This is a genomic window from Pseudomonas sp. AC463, assembly GCF_979253585.1.
Window position 1 is genome coordinate 201,786 of the sequence record NZ_CEEDDZ010000008.1, and the last position, 21,656, is coordinate 223,441.

The following is a 21,656-nucleotide window of genomic DNA, read 5'->3' on the forward strand; positions in this document are numbered from 1 at the left end:
CTCGCCAGCCTCGCTGTTTATAGCGTACGGTTTTTTGCCTCGATCCACTGGGACATGTACTGGGTACTTTTATGCGCGTGGTGGCGCAGCATGCTGCCGGTGAAGTTGTCCCGGCGATGGGCGGCCAGACGGCTGCGGCAGTGTTCCAGGCGGGCCACCAATGCCGGGCCGTGGACGTTCTGGTCGTAACGGCGAGCCAACAGCAGGCGCCCGTCTTCCTGGGCCTGGGTCCAGCGTTCGCGGTCCTGATACAGCGCCACGGCCGCTGCCGCGAATGCCTCGGCGCTCTGTTCGATAGCGCCCGGCCAGGGCTGCGCATCGCCCATGGCCTCGGCACCGATGGGCGTGGTGATATTCGGCGTGCCGCACAGCATCGCGTCCGCCAGCTTGCCCTTGATGCCCGCGCCAAAGCGCAGCGGCGCCAGGCAAATGCGCGCGGCGGTCATGACCTGCAGGGCATCTTCGGCCCAGTTCATTACATGAAAGCCCTGCGCCGGGTTGTGCAACGCGGTGGCCTTGGGCGGGGTGTAGGCGCCATAGATATGCAGTTGGGCGCCGGGCAATTGCTGGCGGATCAGCGGCCAGACGCTGTTCTTCATCCACAGCACCGCGTCCCAGTTGGGCGCGTGGCGGAAGTTGCCGATACTGAGGAAGTGCGCGCGGTCCTCAAAGGGCGCGAAGGCCTCGGTCGGCGGCACCATCATCAATGGGCACCAGTGGAGCAGGGCGGCGGGCACCTTGAGCTGTTCGGTGAGCAGGCGGATTTCCACATCGGAAATCATCAGGCTGATATCGCAGCGGTAGATCGCCGCGATTTCACGCTTGGCCAGGTCGGTGTCGGCCATCAGCTGGAATTCTTCTTCCAGTGCGGGGGCGAACAGCGCGGTGAAATCGTCGCTGTCAGTTTTGAGCAGGTTTTTGAGGCGCTGGTGACGCGCGTCACGCAGGCTTTGCAGGTCGGAGGTTTCCAGCACCCGCAGGGCGCCGGGGCAGCATTTCTCCACGCGCCAGCCGAACTGCTCTTCCATCATGAAGCGGTCGAACAGCACGATATCCGGCGCCAGCTCGCGGATAAAGTCGTCGAAACTGCTGTTATTGAGTTCGATAGCGCATTCGGCGATGCCCAGGCTGAGCAAGTCGGCCTTGTGTTCGCCGAGCGCGGCCGGGCTGCTGAACGTAATGTCCCAACCTTGCGTAAGAAAGCTCTCGAGAATCTGCATCATATGCCCGCCGGCGGCCGAGGAGCGCGGCTCCGGCCAGACATAACCAATGACCAGGACTTTGGTGGCGGGCGGATTCATCAACAACGGCTTCCTTCAAGGGCGGGCGAAAAGCGCGCAATTAAACCACAATCGGTCACATGACAATTTGCGTCTGGCGGTAGGTAGCCACGGCACTTTGTGGTTAACTTCGGCGTCTCGAATTCGTTTAACCAAAACCCAGCATAAGGATTCCGTTCATGGCTCAAGTCACCCTTCGTGGTAACCCTGTCCAGGTTGAAGGCGAATTGCCGAAAATCGGCGCCAACGTCCCTGAGTTCAAACTTGTCGCTGTCGACCTGTCTGACGCAACCCTGGAAACGTTCGCCGGCAAGCGTAAAGTGCTGAACATCTTCCCAAGCGTCGACACCCCGACCTGCGCCACTTCGGTGCGCAAATTCAACGCCCAGGCCAACGATCTGCGCAACACCGTGGTGCTGTGCATCTCCTCCGACCTGCCGTTTGCCCAGAAGCGCTTCTGCGGTACCGAAGGCCTGGACAACGTGCTGAGCCTGTCGGACTTCCGTAACGCCGACTTCGCTGTCGACTACGGCGTCTCCCTGGCTGACGGCCCGCTGCAAGGCCTGACCGCCCGCGCCGTGGTGGTACTGGACGAAAACAACAACGTGCTGCACAGCGAGCTGGTGCCGGAAATTGGCCAGGAGCCAAACTACGAAGCGGCCCTGGCTGTTTTGAAGTAACTGTTTCGGCGCGTTGCTGTCGTTTTGCAGTAACACGCTTGCTACATGATTGCGGCCTGGCCTAGTCCAGGCCGTTTTCATTTGCGCTTCAGACGCTTAGCTGAATAGGCGACGGACTAAGCTCAGAAGTTAAAAGTTGTAAGCCCAAGGTAAATAGCCGGTAAAGGCGCTTTTCTTAATGCGCCCCAGTGCTTATCTTTCAGCCTCCCAAAGAAGAAGCTCTCGCGCCCAATGGTTGATCACTCCATGCAATCCTCCCCCCGTAAGTCCCGCCGCTGGCTGTTCGGCCTGCTTGTGCTGCTGGTTATCGCCGGCCTGTGCTGGAAATTCTGGCCCGGCAGCCACAAGGATGGCAGCGCGCAAGCGCCAGCCGGGCATGCCGGCAAGTCGGGGATGATGCGCCCGGGCTTCGGCGGCTCCACCGGCCCGGTCCCGGTGCGTGTGGCACCGGCGGTGTTGGGGGATTTCCCGGTGTACTACAAGGCCTTGGGCACGGTGACGGCGCTCAACACCATCAATGTGCGCAGCCGGGTGGGCGGTGAGTTGGTGAAGATCGCCTTTGAAGAAGGGCAAATGGTCAAGGCCGGCGACCTGCTGGCGGAAATCGACCCGCGCAGTTACCAGAACGCCTTGCTCCAGGCCCAGGGCACGCTGATGCAGAACCAGGCGCAGCTGAAAAACGCCCAGGTCGATGTACAGCGTTACCGCGACCTGTACGCCCAGGACAGTATCGCCAAGCAAACCCTGGACACCGCCGAAGCGCTGGTTCTGCAATACCAGGGCACGGTCAAGACCAACCAGGGCGCTGTGGATGACGCCAAGCTCAACCTCGAATTCACCAGGATCCGCGCGCCGATCAGCGGCCGGGTCGGCCTGCGTCAGGTCGACGTGGGCAACCTGGTGGCGGCCAACGACACCACCTTTCTCGCCGTGATCACCCAGACCCAGCCGATCAGCGTGGCCTTCACCCTGCCGGAAAACACCCTGGACACCGTGCTGACCCGCTACCACGCCGGCAACAAGCTGCCCGTGGACGCCTGGGACCGTGGCGACGTGAAGCAACAGGCGGCCGGCGTGCTGCAAAGCCTGGACAACCAGATCGACGTGACCACCGGCACCCTGAAATTCAAGGCGCGCTTCGATAACAAGGACCAGGCGCTGTTCCCCAACCAGTTCGTCAATGTGCACCTGCTGGCCGATACCCTGCATAACGTGGTGCTGGCGCCGTCGGCGGCGATTCAGTTCGGCAACACCGGCACCTTCGTCTACGTGCTAGATGGCGACAAGAAGGTCAAGGTCCAGCCACTGGTGGTCGGCGACACCGACGGCGACAACACCGTGATCAAAGAGGGCCTCAAGGCTGGCGACCGTGTGGTGCTGGAAGGCACCGACCGCCTCAAGGACGGCAGCGAGATCGAAGTGGTCAATGACAGCGCCGAAGTGCCGACCACCCCGACCGAACATCTGCAAGGCAAGCCGGCAGCGAAAGGGGAGACCGGTACCACCGCCGGCAAGGCGCAAAAGGTCGGTTCATGAACCTGTCGCGGCTGTTTATCCTTCGCCCGGTCGCCACCACGCTGAGCATGCTGGCGATCGTGTTGGCCGGCATCATTTCGTATCGATTGCTGCCGGTATCGGCCTTGCCGCAGGTGGATTACCCGACGATCCGCGTGATGACCCTGTACCCCGGCGCCAGCCCCGATGTGATGACCAGCGCGGTCACCGCGCCGCTGGAGCGCCAGTTCGGGCAAATGCCCGGCCTCACGCAAATGGCGTCCACCAGCTCCGGCGGTGCGTCGGTGCTGACCCTGCGTTTCAACCTTGACATCAATATGGATGTCGCCGAGCAACAGGTGCAGGCCGCGATCAACGCCGCCACCAACCTGCTGCCCAAGGACCTGCCGGCGCCGCCGGTGTACAACAAGGTCAACCCGGCGGACACCCCGGTGCTGACCCTGGCGATTACCTCCAAGACCATGCTGCTGCCCAAGCTCAATGACCTGGTCGACACGCGCATGGCGCAGAAAATCGCGCAGATCAGCGGCGTCGGCATGGTCAGCATTGCCGGCGGCCAGCGCCAGGCCGTGCGCATCAAGGTCAACCCCGAGGCGCTGGCGGCCAATGGCTTGAACCTGTCGGACGTGCGCACCCTGATCGCAGCGTCCAACGTCAACCAGCCCAAGGGTAACTTCGACGGCCCCACGCGCGTGTCGATGCTCGATGCCAACGACCAGTTGGTCTCGCCCCAGCAATACGCCGAGCTGATCCTGGCCTACAACAATGGCGCGCCGCTGCGCCTTAAGGATGTGGCGCAGATCGTCGACGGCGCCGAAAACGAACGGCTTGCCGCCTGGGCCAATGAAAACCAGGCCGTGCTGCTGAACATCCAGCGCCAGCCGGGCGCCAACGTGATCGAGGTGGTCGACCGCATCAAGGCGCTGTTGCCGAGCATCACCGATAACCTGCCGGCGGGCCTGGACGTCACGGTGCTCACCGACCGCACCCAGACCATCCGCGCCTCGGTCACCGACGTGCAGCATGAATTGCTGATCGCCATTGCCCTGGTGGTGATGGTCACGTTCCTGTTCCTGCGTCGGGTCAGCGCTACCATCATTCCGTCCATCGCCGTGCCGTTGTCCCTGATCGGCACCTTTGGCGTGATGTACCTGGCCGGTTTTTCCATCAACAACCTGACCCTGATGGCCCTGACCATTGCCACCGGTTTTGTGGTGGACGATGCCATCGTGATGCTGGAGAACATCTCGCGTTACATCGAGGAAGGCGAGACGCCGCTCAATGCCGCGCTCAAGGGCGCCAGGCAGATCGGCTTTACCCTGATCTCCCTGACCCTGTCGCTGATTGCCGTATTGATTCCGCTGCTGTTCATGGCCGACGTAGTAGGGCGGTTGTTTCGCGAATTCGCCATCACTCTGGCGGTGGCAATCCTGATTTCCCTGGTGGTGTCCCTGACCCTCACGCCGATGATGTGCGCGCGGTTGCTCAAGCGTGAACCCAAGGAGGAGGAGCAAAGCCGCTTCTACAAGGCCAGCGGCGCGTGGATTGATTGGTTGATCGCGCGTTACGCCAGCATGTTGCAGTGGGTGCTCCGGCACCAGCCACTGACCCTGCTGGTGGCCATCGCCACCCTGGGCCTTACGGTGTTCCTTTACCTGGTGGTGCCCAAGGGCTTTTTCCCGGTGCAGGACACCGGCGTGATCCAGGGCATTTCCGAAGCCCCGCAGTCGATCTCCTTTGCGGCCATGAGCCAGCGCCAGCAGGAACTGGCCAAAATCATCCTCGCCGACCCGGCGGTGGAAAGCCTGTCGTCCTACATCGGCGTGGACGGCGACAACGCCACGCTCAACAGCGGGCGCCTGCTGATCAACCTCAAGGCCCACGGCCAGCGCGACTTGAGTGCGGCCGAGGTGATCACCCGCTTGCAACCCAACATCGACAAGTTGGTGGGTATCCGTCTGTTCATGCAGCCGGTGCAGGACTTGACCATCGAAGACCGTGTGAGCCGCACCCAGTACCAGTTCAGCATGTCCTCGCCGGACGCCGAGCTGCTGGCGCTGTGGAGCGACAAGCTGGTGTACACCCTGAGCCAGATGCCGGAACTCACCGATGTCGCCAGCGACTTGCAGGACAAAGGCCTGCAGGTGTACCTGGTAATCGACCGCGATGCGGCCTCGCGCCTGGGTGTGAGCGTGTCGACCATCACCGACGCGCTCTACGACGCCTTTGGCCAGCGGCAGATTTCCACCATCTACACCCAGGCCAGCCAGTACCGCGTGGTGTTGCAGGCCCAATCGGGTGAAACCCTCGGCCCGGCGGCGCTGAACCAGATCCACGTGAAAACCACCGACGGCGGCCAGGTGCGCCTGTCCAGCCTGGCCCACGTCGAGCAGCGCCAGGCCCAACTGGCCATTGCGCATATCGGCCAGTTCCCGGCAGTGATGATGTCGTTCAACCTCGCCCCCGGCGTGGCGCTGGGCAAAGGCGTGGAGCTGATCAACCAGGCGCAGAAAGACATCGGCATGCCGGTGGGCGTGCAGACTCAGTTCCAGGGCGCGGCCCAGGCTTTCGAAGCGTCGTTGTCGAGCACCTTGCTGCTGATTCTGGCGGCGGTGGTGACCATGTACATCGTGCTGGGCGTGCTTTACGAGAGCTATATCCACCCGATCACCATTCTCTCGACCTTGCCGTCGGCGGCGGTGGGGGCCTTGCTGGCCTTGCTGATCAGTGGCAATGACCTGGGCATGATCGCGATCATCGGCATCATCTTGCTGATCGGTATCGTGAAAAAGAACGCGATCATGATGATCGACTTTGCCCTGGACGCCGAGCGCAACCAGGGCCTGGACCCGCAGACGGCTATCTACCAGGCGGCGCTGCTGCGCTTCCGGCCGATCCTGATGACCACCCTGGCCGCGCTGTTCGGTGCGGTGCCGTTGATGCTGGCCACCGGCTCCGGTGCCGAGCTGCGCCAGCCCCTGGGACTGGTGATGGTCGGCGGCCTGCTGGTGAGCCAGGTGCTGACGCTGTTCACCACGCCGGTGATCTACCTGTACTTCGATCGCCTCGGCCGCCGCTGGCGCAAAGAGCCGCAAAGCCTGGAGCCGGTTGAGTCATGAACCTGTCCGGACCTTTCATCCGCCGGCCGGTCGCGACCATGCTGCTGAGCCTGGCGATCCTGTTGCTGGGCGGCGTCAGCTTCAACCTGCTGCCGGTGTCGCCGCTGCCGCAGATCGACTTCCCGGTGATCGTGGTGTCGGCCAGCTTGCCCGGTGCGAGCCCCGAGGTGATGGCGTCCACCGTGGCCACGCCGCTGGAGCGCTCTTTCGGCGCGATTGCCGGCATAACCACCATGAGCAGCAGCTCCAGCCAGGGCTCCACGCGTGTGATCCTGGCGTTCGACTCCGACCGTGATATCAACGGCGCGGCGCGGGAAGTGCAGGCGGCCATCAATGCTTCGCGCAACCTGCTGCCCAGCGGTATGCGCAGCATGCCCACCTACAAGAAGATCAACCCGTCCCAGGCGCCGATCATGGTGCTGTCGCTGACGTCGGACGTGTTGCAAAAGGGCCAGCTGTACGACCTGGCCTCGACCATCCTTTCGCAAAGCCTGTCCCAGGTGCCGGGTGTGGGCGAAGTGCAGATCGGCGGCAGCTCCCTGCCGGCGGTGCGCATCGAGCTGGAACCGAAGGCCCTCGACCAGTACGGCGTGGCGCTCGACGATGTGCGCAACACCATCGCCAATGCCAACCAGCGCCGGCCCAAGGGCTCGTTGGAAGACAGCCAGCGCAACTGGCAGATCCAGGCCAACGACCAGCTGGAAAAAGCCAAGGACTACGAGCCGCTGCTGATCCGCTACCAGGACGGCGCAGCCTTGCGCCTCAAGGACGTGGCCAAAATCACCGACGGCGTGGAAGACCGCTACAACAGTGGCTTCTTCAACAATGACTCGGCGGTGCTGCTGGTGATCAACCGCCAGTCCGGCGCCAACATCATCGAAACCGTCAGGCAGATCAAGGCGCAACTGCCGGCGTTGCAGGCGGTGCTGCCGTCCAGCGTCAAGCTCAGCCTGGCCATGGACCGCTCGCCGGTAATCACCGCCACCCTGCACGAAGCCGAGATGACCCTATTGATTGCCGTGGGGCTGGTGATCCTGGTGGTCTACCTGTTCCTCGGCAACTTCCGCGCCTCGCTGATTCCGACCCTGGCGGTGCCGGTGTCGCTGGTGGGCACCTTTGCGGTGATGTACCTGTACGGGTTTTCACTGAACAACTTCTCGCTGATGGCCTTGATCCTGGCCACCGGCCTGGTGGTCGATGACGCCATCGTGGTGCTGGAGAACATTTCCCGGCATATCGACAAAGGCGTGCCGCCGATGAAGGCCGCGTACCTGGGCGCCGAGGAAGTCGGCTTTACCTTGCTGTCGATGAACGTGTCGCTGGTGGCGGTGTTCCTCTCGATCCTGTTTATGGGCGGGATCGTTACCAACCTGTTTCGTGAGTTTTCCATCACCTTGTCGGCGGCGATCATTGTGTCGCTGATTGTTTCGCTGACCCTCACGCCGATGCTCTGTGCCCGTTGGCTCAAGCCCCATGTCAAAGGCCAGATGACCGGCTTGCAGCGCTGGAGCCAGAAGATCAACGACCGCATGGTCGCCGGCTACGCCACCAGCCTCGACTGGGTCCTGCGCCACCGTCGCCTGACCCTGCTCAGCCTGTTGCTGACCATCGGCGTGAACGTCGCGCTGTATGTGGTGGTGCCGAAAACCTTTATGCCGCAGCAGGACACCGGCCAGTTGATCGGCTTTGTGCGCGGCGACGACGGGCTGTCGTTCAGCGTGATGCAGCCGAAGATGGAAACCTTCCGCAAGGCTGTGCTAAAGGACCCGGCGGTGCTCAGCGTGGCCGGCTTTATCGGCGGCAACAACGGCACCAACAACGCGGTGATGCTGGTACGCCTCAAGCCCATCAGCGAACGCAAGCTTTCCGCCCAGGCGGTGATCGAGCGTCTGCGTAAAGATGTGCCGCTGGTGCCGGGCGGGCGCCTGTTCCTGATGGCCGACCAGGACCTGCAGTTCGGCGGTAGCCGTGACCAGACCAGCGCGCAATATTCCTACATCCTGCAAAGCGGCGACCTGGCCGCACTGCGCCTGTGGTACCCGAAAGTTGTCAGCGCCTTGCGCGAGCTGCCGGAACTCACCGCCATCGACGCCCGTGAGGGCAGGGGCGCGGCGCAGGTCACGCTGATTGTCGACCGCGACCAGGCCAAGCGCCTGGGCATCGACATGGACATGGTCACGGCGGTGCTGAACAACGCCTACAGCCAGCGGCAGATTTCGACGATCTACGACAGCCTCAACCAGTACCAGGTGGTGATGGAGGTCAACCCCAAATACGCCCAGGACCCGATCACCCTCAACCAGATGCAGGTGATTACCGCCGATGGCGCGCGGGTGCCGCTGTCGACCATCGCCCATTACGAGAACAGCCTGGCCGATGACCGCGTCAGCCATGAAGGCCAGTTCGCCTCGGAAAACATCGCCTTCGACATGGCTCCCGGCGTGACGGTGGAGCAGGGCACGGCTGCCATCGAGCGGGCGATTGCCAAGGTCGGCCTGCCGGAAGACGTGATCGCCAAGATGGCCGGCACCGCCGACGCCTTTGCGGCGACGCAGAAGGGCCAGCCGTTCATGATCCTCGGCGCGCTGGTGGCGGTGTACCTGGTGTTGGGCATCCTGTATGAAAGCTACATTCACCCGCTGACGATTCTCTCGACCCTGCCGTCGGCCGGCGTCGGCGCCATGCTTGCCATCTACCTCACGGGCGGGGAGTTCAGCCTGATCTCCTTGCTGGGCCTGTTCCTGCTGATTGGCGTGGTGAAGAAAAACGCGATCCTGATGATCGACCTGGCCTTGCAGCTGGAACGCAACGACGGCATGGGCCCGCTGGAGTCGATCCGCAGCGCTTGCCTGCTGCGTTTACGCCCGATTCTGATGACCACGCTGGCAGCCATCCTCGGCGCCTTGCCTTTGCTGCTTGGTACCGGCGACGGCGCGGAAATGCGCCACCCGCTGGGCCTGACCATCATTGGCGGCCTGGTGTTCAGCCAGGTGCTGACCCTTTACACCACCCCGGTGGTCTACCTCTACCTCGACCGCGCGCGCCACCGTTTCAACGCCTGGCGCGGCGTGCGTACCGATGCTGCCCTGGACACTGCGCTATGACCGATTTCCCTAAGACAAGCCAGAAACTGTTGGTGGCGGTGCTGTGTGGCCTGTTGCTCAGCGCCTGCGCCGTTGGCCCGGATTACAAACGTCCGGAGGTCGTGGAGCCTGCGCAATTCAAGGAAGCCCAGGGCTGGCGCCAGGCCACGCCCAGTGACTCGCTGGCCCGTGGCGCCTGGTGGGAGCTGTACGGCGACCGTCAGCTCAATGACCTGGTCACTCGCCTGAACACGTCCAACCAGACCGTCGCCCAGGCCGAGGCGCGCTTTCGCCAGGCCCAGGCCCTGGTGCGCAGTTCGCGCGGGGCGTTTTACCCCACGGTGGACCTGAGCGCCGGTAAAACCCGCGCCAGCCAGGGCACCGGCAGCAGTAACGCGAGCCTCAGCAGTTCCAGCAGCGGTATCCGCGACACACTCAATGCGCAGTTGGGCGTGAGCTGGGAAGCGGACATCTGGGGTAAGCTGCGCCGCGGCCTGGAGGCCAACGAGGCGAGCGCCGAAGCCAGCTCGGCCGACCTCGCCGCGATGCGCCTGAGCCAGCAGTCGGAACTGGTGCAAAGCTACCTGCAACTGCGGGTGATGGATGAACAGACCCGCTTGCTGCAAGCCACGTTGGAGACCTATCAGCGCTCCCTGCAAATGACCGAAAACCAGTACCGCGCCGGGGTCTCCGGCAAGGACGCGGTGGCTCAGGCGCAGACTCAACTGAAGACCACCCAGGCCAGCCTGATCGACCTGATCTGGCAGCGTGCCCAGCTGGAAAACGCAATTGCCGTGCTGATCGGCGAGGCGCCGGCCAACTTCAACCTGGCGGTGAGCAAGGACATCCCGGCGCTGCCGCAGATTCCCGTGAGCCTGCCGTCGCAATTGCTTGAACGCCGCCCGGATATTGCCTCGGCCGAACGCTCGGTGATTGCCGCCAACGCCAATATCGGCGTGGCCAAGGCTGCCTATTATCCGGATTTGAGCTTGAGCCTGGCCGGGGGCTACTCCAGCAGTACCTATGCCGACTGGATCAGCTTGCCGAACCGGTTCTGGTCGGTAGGACCGAAACTGGCGATGACGCTGTTTGACGGTGGGCAGCGCTCGGCCGAGGTTGATCGCAGCGTGGCGTCCTATGACGAGACCGTGGCCAAATATCGGCAGACGGTGCTGGATGGGTTCCGTGAAGTGGAAAACTACATGGTTCAGCTCAAGGTGCTGGAAGACGAGGCGGTGGTGAGTAATGAGGCGCTGGATGCGGCGCGGGAATCGCTGCGGTTGACGCAGAATCAGTATAAGGCTGGGTTGATTGCTTATCTGGATGTGGTCACGGTGCAGGCAACTGCGTTGAGTAATGAGCGCACGGTGTTGACGTTGCTGCAGACGCGGTTGGTGGCGAGCGTGCAGTTGATTGCTGCATTGGGTGGCGGGTGGGATGGGGAGACGCCTATTGCTGGGAAGGGGGATTGAATACATATCCGTTGCTGCGGTAACGGCTTGCTATGGTTCCGCTCTTACAGCGAATCACTTTGGAAAAGCCCCAAAGTAAGCAAAGGGCTCTTGCCCCAACAGTCCCGTTGTTGTGTGTCGAGCTCGGTTAAAAATGTGGGAGGGGGCTTGCCCCCGATGGCAGTGGGTCAGCCAGAAATTTATTAGCTGACACACCCTCATCGGGGGCAAGCCCCCTCCCACATTTTGATCTCCACATTTCAGGTGCATTTCACTCTGCTTTTGATCTGCTCTGCTTTTGATTTTGATCTCAAGCGCTCCGTACTACCTGTTTTCGGGCACACCGAGCCTGGGCAAGGTGCCGAGTGGTGGGGCAAGAGCCTTTTTGGTTTCTTTTGGGGCTCTTTTCCAAAGTGACCCGCTGTAAGAGCGGAACCCTAAGCCGCCGTTACCGAAGCAACGGATATAAACGCCACCCCACCCCCGAAATAAGCCACTCATTTGACGCCAAAAATCCAATAATGGCCCTCTGATAATTAATCACCTACCCAAGAATTATTCTCGCTACAATCGCCCGCTTTGCCACTTCGCATCGGCCTTTCAGACCCGTTGCGCACGAGAAGTCCCATGCTCATCGGTAGTTATTCCCCCTCACTGCTCGCGATCTCGCTGTGCGTCGCGATGCTCGCTTCCTACACCGCGCTGGACCTCTCTGGCCGTATCTCGACGGCCAAGGGCCGTGCCGTCTATTTGTGGATCGCCGGCGGGGCCATCGCCATGGGGATCGGCGTGTGGTCGATGCACTTCATTGGCATGCTGGCGTTGCGCTTGCCGTTTGCCCTTGGCTTTGATGTCGGTATTACCGCGCTCTCCTTGTTGATCGCGGTGTTGTCCAGTGGCTTTGCGTTATGGCTGGTCAGCCAGCCGCGGCTGCCCGCCTGGCAGTTGGCCTTTGGCGCGTTGGTGATGGGCGCCGGTATTGCCAGCATGCATTACACCGGCATGGCCGCCATGCGCATGACCCCGGGCATCGACTATGACCCGACGCTGTTTGGCGCCTCGTTGCTGATCGCCGTAGTCGCCTCCGGCGCCGCGCTGTGGATTGCGTTCAACCTGCGCCGCAACACGCCTTACGTGCGACTCAAGCGTGGCGGGGCGGCGGTGGTGATGGGCTTTGCCATCGTCGGTATGCACTACACCGGCATGGCGGCGGCGCAGTTTGCCGATGAAAGCTTTTGCGGCGCGGCACTGTCGGGCCTCAGCGGCAAGGGCCTGGACAACCTGGTGCTGGTCACCACCCTGGCCGTGCTGGCCATCGCGCTGTTGACCTCGCTGCTAGACGCGCGCCTGGAAGCGCGCACCGCCGTGCTCGCCGACTCCCTGACCCTGGCCAACCAGGAGCTGACCCACCTGGCCCTGCATGACATGCTCACCGGCCTGCCCAATCGCACCTTGCTCGCCGACCGTATCCAGCAAGCCATGCAGGCGGTGAAGGAGCAGGGCGGCTGCTTCGCCTTGATGTTTATCGACCTGGACGGCTTCAAGCCGGTCAATGATGCCTTTGGCCACCATATGGGTGACCAATTGCTGCGTGAAGTCGGCCTGCGCCTGCGTGAAGACTTGCGCAGCCACGACACCCTGGCGCGCATCGGCGGGGATGAGTTTGTACTGCTGGTGCAATTGACTCAGCCGGATGATGCCCTCGGCCTCGCCGAGCGCCAGGTGGTGCTGATCAACCGGGCGTTCCAGGTGGCCGAGCATCAGCTGAAAATCTCCGCCAGTGTCGGCATCGCCATGTACCCGGGTAACGGTGGCAGCCCCCAGGAGTTGCTGATGAACGCCGATGCCGCGATGTACCACGCCAAGGGCATGGGCAAGAACGGCTACAGCTTTTTTGATGTGTCGATGAACACCAACGCGCGCAAGCAATTGCAGTTGCTGCAAGACCTGCGCAACGCGGTTGAGCAAGAGCAGTTCCGGCTGTATTACCAGCCCAAGTTCGACGCGGTCAGCGGTATCCCGGTAGGTGCCGAAGCCCTGCTGCGCTGGGAGCATCCGCAACAGGGCCTGCTGCTGCCGGCGATGTTTATCGAGCTGGCAGAAAAAACCGGGCTGATCATTCCCATCGGCGAATGGGTACTTAATGAAGCCTGCCGCCAGATGCGCGTGTGGTATGCGCAGGGCTACGAAGACTGGCGCATTGCGGTGAACCTCTCGGCGTTGCAGTTCTGCCACGCGGGGCTGGTCAAAAGTGTGGCCTCGGCGCTGGAGCGGCATCAGTTGCCGGCCAACAGCCTGACCCTGGAAATCACCGAAACCACCGCCATGAGCGACGCAGATGCGAGCATGACGGTGTTGCAGCAGCTGTCGGACATGGGCGTCGACCTGTCCATCGATGACTTCGGCACCGGTTATTCAAGCCTGATGTACCTCAAGCGCCTGCCGGCCAACGAGTTGAAGATCGACCGTGGTTTTGTGCGCGACCTGGAACACGACAGCGACGACGCGGCGATTGTGTCGGCCATCGTCGCCCTGGGCCAGGCCCTTGGGTTGCGGATTGTCGCCGAAGGTGTGGAAACCGATGTGCAGCAAAGTTTCCTGACGCGGCTGGGCTGTAACTCCCTGCAAGGCTTCCTGCTCGGCCACCCGCTGCCGGCCGACGGATTCATGGCCGATATCCAGCGCGCCGAAGACGCGTTGGCGCCTGACAAAAGCCGTGCATGACGGTTAGTATTGGATCCAACTCTTATCAGCTGATTGGACCAGGAGACCGCACGCATGGACAAAGTAGTGATCATCACCGGGGGCAGCCGCGGGATTGGTGCCGAGACGGCATTGCTGGCCGCGCGCGAAGGCTATCGAATCTGCATCAACTATCACTCCGATGAGCAAGCGGCCCATGCCGTCCTCGACCAGGTTCGCGCCTTGGGCGCCCAGGCGATTGCGGTGCGCGCGGATGTCAGCATTGAAGATGAGGTGATCGCACTGTTCGCCCGTGTGGATGCCGAACTGGGGCGTGTCACGGCGTTGGTCAACAACGCCGGTACCGTGGCGCACAAGTCGCGGGTTGATGAGATGTCTGAATTTCGTATCCTGAAAATCCTGAAGACCAACGTATTGGGCCCGATCCTGTGTGCCAAGCACGCGGTATTGCGTATGTCGCCCAAGCATGGCGGGCAGGGCGGCAGCATCGTCAACGTGTCGTCAGTGGCCTCGCGCCTGGGCTCGCCGGGTGAGTACGTCGATTACGCGGCCTCCAAGGGCGCGGTCGACACCTTTACCCTGGGCTTGTCGAAGGAAGTGGCGGGCGAGGGTATTCGTGTCAACGCCGTGCGCCCAGGCTATATTTTCACCGACTTCCATGCCCTGAGCGGCGACCCGGACCGGGTCAGCAAGCTGGAGTCCGGCATTCCCATGGCCCGTGGCGGTCGCCCGGATGAGGTGGCGGAGGCGATTATCTGGCTGCTGTCAGACAAGGCTTCCTATGCCACCGGCACCTTTGTTGACCTCGGCGGCGGGCGCTGAGACCGTTTTAGCCACCTTCACAGACGGCGCAGTACCTCGTAGCCGTTCTGGGCAAACCGCGATAGCAGCCTGGCTTCCGAGTTATCGAGGCTGCTGTAGCCATAGTCGGAAAAACCGTCAATGTGCCCGTTGCGGCTATCGCTGCCATTCAAGGTGCGGTCGTCGACGTTATCGATAAACCGCAGCACCTTGTCCAGGTCATAGGCTGCGTCCGCCCGGGTTTGCGAGTTCGGATTTGCGTCGGTCCAGTCGCCGACCTGGTGCTTGAGGTCGTCACCCACGTCGTAATGATCACGGCTTTCCAGAAACCGCGTAGCGACAGCGCTTTGTTCGATAATTCTGGCTGCCGAACGAAGGTCGCCGGCGGGGCGGCCCATGGGGCCGGTCATTTCGAGCAATTGGCGGCGTTCTGCTGCGCGCATATAGTTGGGAGGCACGGGCAGCGGCTTGAGCCCTTCGGGTATGGACATAGACATAGGAAACCTCAGCATGGAACCTGGAAAGACGTTCTTTTGACGTGCAAAAAAGGCACCTTTCTATGTGGTCCTCACTGCGATTCGGTTCCCGCTCAGAACGAGCGCACGATCCTTCCCAATGTCTCCATGGCCTTTTCCGACGCCTCGGTCCAGGGGCTGCCGTAGTTCAGGCGGATGCAGTTTCGAAAGCGCTGGGTCGCCGAGAAAATCGGCCCCGGCGCGATGCTGATGCCTTGGGCCAGCGCCATCTGGAACAACTTCAATGAGTCGGTCTGTTCCGGCAATTCCAGCCACAGGAAATACCCGCCCGCCGGCTGGCTGACGCGCGTTTGCGCCGGGAAGTAACGCGCGATGGCGGCCAGCATGGCGCTTTGCTGTTCCTCCAGGGCATAGCGCAATTTGCGCAGGTGGCGGTCGTAGCCGCCGTGCTGCAGGTAGTCGGCAATCGCCGCCTGGGCCGGCATCGAGGGGCAGAGCGAGGTCATCAGTTTGAGGCGCTCGACCTTCTGCGCAAAGCGCCCGGCCGCGACCCAACCCACGCGATAGCCGGGCGCCAGGCTCTTGGCGAAGGAGCCGCAGTGCATCACCAGGCCTTCTGTGTCGAAGGCCTTGGCCGGTTTTGGCGCGTGTTGGCCGTAGTACAGCTCGGCGTACACATCGTCTTCGATCAAGGGCACTTGATGGCTGCGCAGCAGTTCTACCAGCGCCTGTTTCTTCTCCTCCGGCAGGGTCGCACCCATGGGGTTCTGGAAGCTGGTCATGGTCCAGCAGGCCTTGATCGGGTAGCGCTCCAGGGTTTGTGCGAGCGCGTTGAGGTCGATGCCATCGCGCGGGTGCACCGGAATTTCCACGGCCTTGAGCTTCAGGCGTTCCAGCACTTGCAGGCAGGCATAGAACGCCGGGGCCTCGATGGCCACCAGGTCGCCGGGTTCGGTCACGGCTTGCAGGCACAGGTTCAGTGCTTCCAGGGCACCGTTGGTGATCAGCAGTTCTTCCATGGGCAGCATCAGGCCGCCGACCATGTAACGCAGGGCGATCTGCCGGCGCAGTTGCGGGTTGCCCGGCGACATGTCGGTGACCACCAGGCGCGGGTCCATCTCACGGCTGGCGCTGGCCAGGGAGCGAGCCAGGCGTGGCAGCGGAAACAGCATCGGGCTGGGGAAGGCTGAGCCGAAGGGCACAGTGTTCGGGTCCTTGATGGAGTCGAGCACCGAGAACACCAATTCGCTGACGTCCACTTCGGTGGACTCATGCACCTGCTCGCTCACCACCGGCTCGGAAAACGGGCTCGGCGCGTGGGTGTTGACGAAGTAGCCGGAGCGCGGCCGTGCGCGGATCAGCCCGCGGCGTTCCAACAGGTAATAGGCCTGGAACACCGTGGACGGGCTGACCCCGTAAGTCTGGCTGGCATAACGCACGGAGGGCACGCGCTGGCCGGGGCCGAGCACGCCGGAGCGGATCAGTTCTGCGATGTCGTCGGCGAATTTTTCGTAGCGTTTCATGGTGGCCTTAAACAGAGTTCCAGTGTTTACATCGATCACAGTGTCAGCGGTTCAGCGGCGCTACAAAGCGGCTGTCTGCAGCACTGTAGACCCAGGGTTCATCGATATCCGTGACCTTGAAGCGCAGGGTCTGCGAGCTGCTTGCCGGTTTGTCGGCCAGCAACGCCACGGAGACCGGCACATCGCTGATTTCCCCGGGTGCCAGGCTGATCGCGGTCTTGCCCTGCAGCTGGAAGCCCTCCGCGTCCACCAGCTCCAGGCGGTAGTCCTGGTGTTGCTGGGTCTTGTTGATGACCTTGAGGCTGTAGATGTTTTCGATCTGGCCCTGGGCGTTTTCGCGGAACATGCCACGGTCCTTGGTCACGTCCAGCGAGACCATCGGCCGCTCGACCAACGCCACCACCAGCGCGGCGATCATCACCAGCAACACCGCACTGTAGCCGATCAGGCGCGGCCTTAGCAGCTGGGTCTTGCCACCTTGCAGTTGATGTTCGCTGGTGTAGCTCACCAGGCCGCGGGCATAGCCCATCTTGTCCATGATCGAATCACAAGCGTCGATGCACGCCGCGCAACCGATGCATTCCATTTGCAGGCCGTCGCGGATGTCGATGCCGGTGGGGCAGACCTGCACGCACAACTGGCAGTCGATGCAATCACCCAGGCCGACGTCGGCGGGCTTGACCTCACGCTTGCGCGGGCCACGGCTTTCACCACGGGCTGGGTTGTAGGCGATGGTCAGGGTGTCCTTGTCGAACATCACACTCTGGAACCGCGCATACGGGCACATGTGCATGCACACCGCTTCGCGCAGCCAACCGGCGTTGAGGTAGGTGGCGCCGGTAAAGAACAGCACCCAAAACAGGCTCACGCCGCCCATTTGCCAGGTCAGCAGCTCGTTGGCCAGGGGCCGTATCGGGGTGAAATAGCCCACGAACGTCAGCCCGGTGAGCACGCTGATGCCCAGCCACAAGCTGTGCTTGGCCGAGCGCCGGGCCAGTTTGTTCAGGCTCCAGGGCGCCGCTTGCAGCTTGATGCGTTGGTTGCGTTCGCCTTCGGTGACCTTTTCGCACCACATGAACAGCCAGGTGAACGAGCTTTGCGGGCAGGTGTAGCCGCACCACACCCGTCCGGCAAACACGGTGATCGCAAACAGGCCGAAGGCGCAGATGATCAGCAGGGCTGACAGCAAGATGAAATCCTGCGGCCAGAACGTGGCACCGAAGATGTGGAACTTGCTTTCAGCCAAGTCCCATAACACCGCTTGGCGGCCGCCCCAGTTGAGCCACACCGTGCCGAAAAACGCCAGGAACAGCAAGGCGGCACCGCCCACGCGCAAGGTACGGAACAACCCGGTGAAGCTGCGGGTATGGATCAGGTTATCGCTGGATTTGGCTGTCACCTTCTTTGGGTGAACACGCTCAAAGGTTTCCACGGTTGGGATTCTTTCGCTCATGGTCGTTCGCTCATCAGCCTCCATCAGGCCGCTGAACTATGCGCGTCAGGGTGTTTGCATAACAGACTCAGGTAGGGCGATAAAAAGCGGATCAGACGGGCTGGAGCCAACCCTATGCGGCAATCTGCTGCACCCCGTGGCGCGGGGGGTGCAGCCAATTTTTGCGTGTGCTGATACAGATCAACTAAATCGCCGAACCAGGCTCGGTGACCTTCTTGTGCTGGCGCCCGTCGGTCGCGCCGGCGACGGTGAGCGCATCGGCTTCCTGCTCGGTGATGTAGACCCGCTCGGCGCCCAGCTCCACATAGGACATGGCCTTGGGAATGTCGGTGCTGACCGTCACTGCGCTTGCCGACAGGCTGTGTTCCTGGCCGTCGTCGTTGACCTTGAAATAGCACGTCTGATTTTCGATGCGTACGGGCATGGTGATCTCCTTTTGCAGGCTGTGAGCGTTAGGCTTGGCCGAGTTGCCAACGGTTCCAGGCAACTGACTGGCGGTCGCCGCTGTCCATCCTTTACCAACAATGACAAAGGACGGCTTTCATGGACGCGTGGTGGCATGAAGTGTGGCAAACCCTGCAGGCTGAATTCGCTGATATCGGCGACGCCAGGCAGCTCACCCAAATCACCGTGCGGTTGCTGATCGCCGCCGTGCTGGGCGGGATTCTCGGTTTTGAGCGAGAGAGCAAGGGTAAAGCCGCCGGCGTGCGTACACACATGCTGGTGGCGTTGGGCGCTGCGTTGTTTGTGATGGTGCCGCAGATGTCCGGCAATCAGGCGGACGCCATGAGCCGAGTGGTGCAGGGGGTGATCGCAGGGATCGGTTTTCTGGGCGCCGGCACCATCATCAAGGGCAAAGACGACGAGGAGGGCCACGTCAAGGGGCTGACCACCGCCGCCGGGCTCTGGATGACCGCTGCGATTGGGGTCTCGGCCGGGTTGGGTCGCGAGTCCACCGCGGTGCTGAGTACGGTGCTGGCACTGGCGGTGTTCAGTGTGATGCCAAGGATCGTCAAGCTGCTGGAGAAGAAGTCGTAAGCGAGCGCAGAGGGATGATCTGCGCGCCAAACTCAGCCGACGCCTCGGCCAGATGTCATTAACGACTGTAAAAAAGGCCAGGAGGTTTGACTCGGGCGAGTGTCTCGCTGGCCTTTGGATTTCTGCGGTATTTAAACGATTACCGGCGGTACGGTGGTGGGTGGCTCCTGCACCGGCGGCGGCTCGTTTTCGGGTGGTTCCTGCTCGGGGATCGGCGCAGGTTCGCTGGGCGGCAGGGTCGGGTTGTCGATGTTGGGGTCGGGCGTTTCAGCCGGGATCGGGATATTCATCGGTGTGGCCTCCTTTGTGCTTTGCTCTATCGGTGGACAGCTGCCTGGGCAAATTGATTCCCCGCCCGATGGCGGCACATCCACCTGAACTTTTCTTGCCAGGGCAGGCTCGGACCTTATACGGCCCTGCTCAGGGAGAGCGTCGCCGTCTCAGAATTCGGATCAAGCAAAGAGCGTCCACAGGGCGTAAGGGGAAGATGCTCGATGACTGCTGAAACACTGGTTCCAGAAGAATCTCTCTTGCCGCTGTCCCAGGCATTGTTGCTGCCCAGGATCGCAATCGAAAGCACCACACCCGTGATCGACGGCGGCGAATTTGCCGTCAAGGCCGTGGTTGGCCAGCGGGTCAACGTCACCAGCAAGGTATTCGCTGACGGCCACGACAAGCTCGCCGTGCTGATCCGCTGGCGCGCCCTGCACGAAGAAAGCTGGCACAGCGTGGTCATGAGCGATGTCGGCAACAACGGCTGGGAAGGCGGGTTTACCGTGATCAGCCAGGGCCCGCATGAATACTGCATCGAGGCCTGGATCGATACTTTCGCCAGCTTTTGCTACGAATTACGCAAAAAACATGAAGCCGGTGTCCCCGTCAGCCTGGAGCTGCAGGAAGGCCGCAGCCTGGTGCTGCAGGCCGCCGAGCGCAGTGACAACGAACTGCGCGACCGCTTGATGCTGCTGCACCACGAATTGTCCGGGTTGCTGGAAACCGAGCAGGTCGCGCAGTTTCTGCACGAAGACAGTGCACACCTGATGACCCAGGCCGACCACCGCGCCTATTTGAGCATCAGCACCGTGTACCCGATCGATGTGGAGCGCGAGGCCGCGCAGTTTGCCAGCTGGTACGAGCTGTTTCCGCGCTCGATCACCGACGATCCCGCGCGCCACGGCACCTTTAACGATGTGCACTCACGCCTGTCGATGATCCACGACATGGGCTTCGACGTGCTGTACTTCCCGCCGATCCATCCCATCGGCCGCAGCCACCGCAAAGGCAAGAACAATTCCCTGACGGCTGGCCCTGACGACCCGGGCAGCCCCTACGCCATCGGCAGCGAGGAGGGCGGCCATGAAGCCATCCACCCGCAATTGGGCAGCCGCGAGGACTTCCGTCGCCTGGTCGCCGCCGCCGCCGACCACGGCCTGGAAATCGCCCTGGACTTCGCCATCCAGTGTTCCCAGGACCACCCGTGGCTCAAGCAGCACCCGGGCTGGTTCAACTGGCGCCCGGACGGCACGATCAAATACGCGGAGAACCCGCCGAAAAAATACCAGGACATCGTCAACGTCGATTTCTATGCGGCGGATGCGATTCCAGGCCTCTGGACCGAGCTGCGCGACATTGTGGTGGGCTGGGTGGAAGAAGGTGTGAAGACCTTTCGCGTCGACAACCCCCACACCAAGCCGCTGCCGTTCTGGCAATGGCTGATCAGCGATGTGCGCGCCAAACACCCCGAGGTGATTTTCCTCGCCGAAGCGTTCACCACGCCGGCGATGATGGCGCGCCTGGGCAAGGTTGGCTATTCCCAGAGCTACACCTACTTCACCTGGCGTAATACCAAGGCCGAATTGAGTGAATACTTCGCGCAGTTGAACGAGTCGCCGTGGCGTGAATGCTACCGGCCGAACTTCTTCGTCAACACGCCGGACATCAATCCCGCGTTCCTGCATGAGTCCGGCCGCCCGGGCTTCTTGATCCGCGCCGCGCTGGCCACCATGGGCTCTGGCCTGTGGGGCATGTATTCGGGCTTCGAGCTGTGCGAAGCCGCGCCGGTGCCGGGCAAGGAGGAATACCTCGATTCGGAGAAATACGAGATCCGCCCACGGGACTTCACCGCGCCCGGTAACATCATCGCCGAGATCGCCCAGCTCAACCGCATCCGCCGGCAGAACCCGGCGTTGCAGACCCATTTGGGGCTCAAGCTCTACAACGCATGGAACGACAACATCCTCTACTTCGGCAAGCGCAGCGAGGACGGCAGCAACTTCATTCTGGTGGCCGTCAACCTCGACCCTTACAACGCCCAGGAGGCGAATTTCGAACTGCCACTGTGGGAGTTGGGCCTGCCGGATGACGCCCAGACCCAAGGCGAAGACCTGATGAACGGCCATCGCTGGACCTGGTACGGCAAGACCCAGTGGACCCGCCTGGACCCGCAGATGCCGTTTGGCATTTGGCGCATTACCACTTCTTAAGTTCGATGGGGATTCAAATGTGGGAGGGGGCAAGCCCCCTCCCACATTGTT

15 protein-coding genes are annotated in these 21,656 nt (G+C 62.2%); 9 read left to right on the plus strand and 6 right to left on the minus strand.

Translation table 11 applies throughout. The features are described 5' to 3' along the window. Positions 1-17 precede the first annotated feature (17 nt). Positions 18-1,301, minus strand: coding sequence for a glycosyltransferase (locus tag AC0IYH_RS12605; RefSeq protein ID WP_471834600.1), 1,284 nt, complete (start codon positions 1,299-1,301; stop codon positions 18-20). A 158-nt stretch (positions 1,302-1,459) separates the two neighbouring features. On the opposite strand from AC0IYH_RS12605, the gene tpx reads away from it, so the two are divergent. The 7 genes from tpx (at position 1,460) to AC0IYH_RS12640 (ending at position 14,653) form a co-directional block, all read left to right on the plus strand. Further along, entirely contained in the window at positions 1,460-1,960 is a 501-nt protein-coding gene (tpx, locus tag AC0IYH_RS12610) for a thiol peroxidase (RefSeq protein ID WP_116629895.1), read from the plus strand. 231 nt (positions 1,961-2,191) lie between these two features. After that, positions 2,192-3,496, plus strand: a complete 1,305-nt coding sequence (locus AC0IYH_RS12615; RefSeq protein ID WP_471834602.1) for an MdtA/MuxA family multidrug efflux RND transporter periplasmic adaptor subunit — start codon at positions 2,192-2,194, stop codon at positions 3,494-3,496. After that, entirely contained in the window at positions 3,493-6,594 is a 3,102-nt protein-coding gene (locus AC0IYH_RS12620) for an MdtB/MuxB family multidrug efflux RND transporter permease subunit (protein ID WP_471834604.1), read from the plus strand. The genes AC0IYH_RS12615 and AC0IYH_RS12620 overlap by 4 nt, the downstream gene beginning before the upstream one ends. Next, a complete protein-coding gene (locus tag AC0IYH_RS12625) occupies positions 6,591-9,698 on the plus strand; it encodes an efflux RND transporter permease subunit (RefSeq protein ID WP_116629892.1) in 3,108 nt (1,035 codons plus the stop codon). Before AC0IYH_RS12620 ends, AC0IYH_RS12625 begins: the two co-directional genes overlap by 4 nt. Beyond that, positions 9,695-11,149 carry an efflux transporter outer membrane subunit gene (locus AC0IYH_RS12630; RefSeq protein WP_471834605.1) on the plus strand — a complete coding sequence of 485 codons (1,455 nt, stop codon included), beginning with the start codon at positions 9,695-9,697 and terminating at the stop codon, positions 11,147-11,149. The genes AC0IYH_RS12625 and AC0IYH_RS12630 overlap by 4 nt, the downstream gene beginning before the upstream one ends. A 606-nt stretch (positions 11,150-11,755) precedes the next feature. After that, positions 11,756-13,852, plus strand: a complete 2,097-nt coding sequence (locus AC0IYH_RS12635; protein WP_116629890.1) for an EAL domain-containing protein — start codon at positions 11,756-11,758, stop codon at positions 13,850-13,852. Positions 13,853-13,906: 54 nt separating this feature from the next. After that, on the plus strand, positions 13,907-14,653 hold the full coding sequence (locus tag AC0IYH_RS12640) for an SDR family oxidoreductase (protein ID WP_116629889.1): 747 nt from the start codon (positions 13,907-13,909) through the stop codon (positions 14,651-14,653). 17 nt (positions 14,654-14,670) lie between these two features. Here AC0IYH_RS12640 and AC0IYH_RS12645 read toward each other — a convergent pair whose 3' ends face one another. The 4 genes from AC0IYH_RS12645 to AC0IYH_RS12660 form a co-directional block, all read right to left on the minus strand. After that, entirely contained in the window at positions 14,671-15,129 is a 459-nt protein-coding gene (locus AC0IYH_RS12645; RefSeq protein WP_471834607.1) for a hypothetical protein, read from the minus strand. Between the two features lie 92 nt (positions 15,130-15,221). Further along, positions 15,222-16,631 carry a GntR family transcriptional regulator MpaR gene (gene mapR, locus AC0IYH_RS12650; protein ID WP_122773902.1) on the minus strand — a complete coding sequence of 470 codons (1,410 nt, stop codon included), beginning with the start codon at positions 16,629-16,631 and terminating at the stop codon, positions 15,222-15,224. A gap of 43 nt (positions 16,632-16,674) precedes the next feature. Then, positions 16,675-18,084 (minus strand): cytochrome c oxidase accessory protein CcoG, encoded by a 1,410-nt coding sequence (gene ccoG, locus AC0IYH_RS12655; protein ID WP_471834609.1) that lies wholly within the window; start codon positions 18,082-18,084, stop codon positions 16,675-16,677. Positions 18,085-18,268: 184 nt separating this feature from the next. Continuing rightward, entirely contained in the window at positions 18,269-18,508 is a 240-nt protein-coding gene (locus AC0IYH_RS12660) for a DUF3203 family protein (protein WP_116629886.1), read from the minus strand. A gap of 119 nt (positions 18,509-18,627) precedes the next feature. On the opposite strand from AC0IYH_RS12660, the gene AC0IYH_RS12665 reads away from it, so the two are divergent. Then, entirely contained in the window at positions 18,628-19,122 is a 495-nt protein-coding gene (locus tag AC0IYH_RS12665) for an MgtC/SapB family protein (protein WP_471834611.1), read from the plus strand. Positions 19,123-19,253: 131 nt separating this feature from the next. On the opposite strand, the gene AC0IYH_RS12670 is transcribed toward AC0IYH_RS12665, so the two are convergent. Continuing rightward, the gene (locus AC0IYH_RS12670; RefSeq protein ID WP_163821451.1) at positions 19,254-19,412 is read right to left on the minus strand and encodes a hypothetical protein; all 159 of its coding nucleotides are present in this window, start codon (positions 19,410-19,412) and stop codon (positions 19,254-19,256) included. 204 nt (positions 19,413-19,616) lie between these two features. Between AC0IYH_RS12670 and AC0IYH_RS12675 the strand changes: the two genes are divergently transcribed. Next, complete coding sequence (locus AC0IYH_RS12675; protein WP_116629884.1) at positions 19,617-21,605, plus strand: alpha-1,4-glucan--maltose-1-phosphate maltosyltransferase; 1,989 nt, start codon at positions 19,617-19,619, stop codon at positions 21,603-21,605. Positions 21,606-21,656 lie beyond the last annotated feature (51 nt).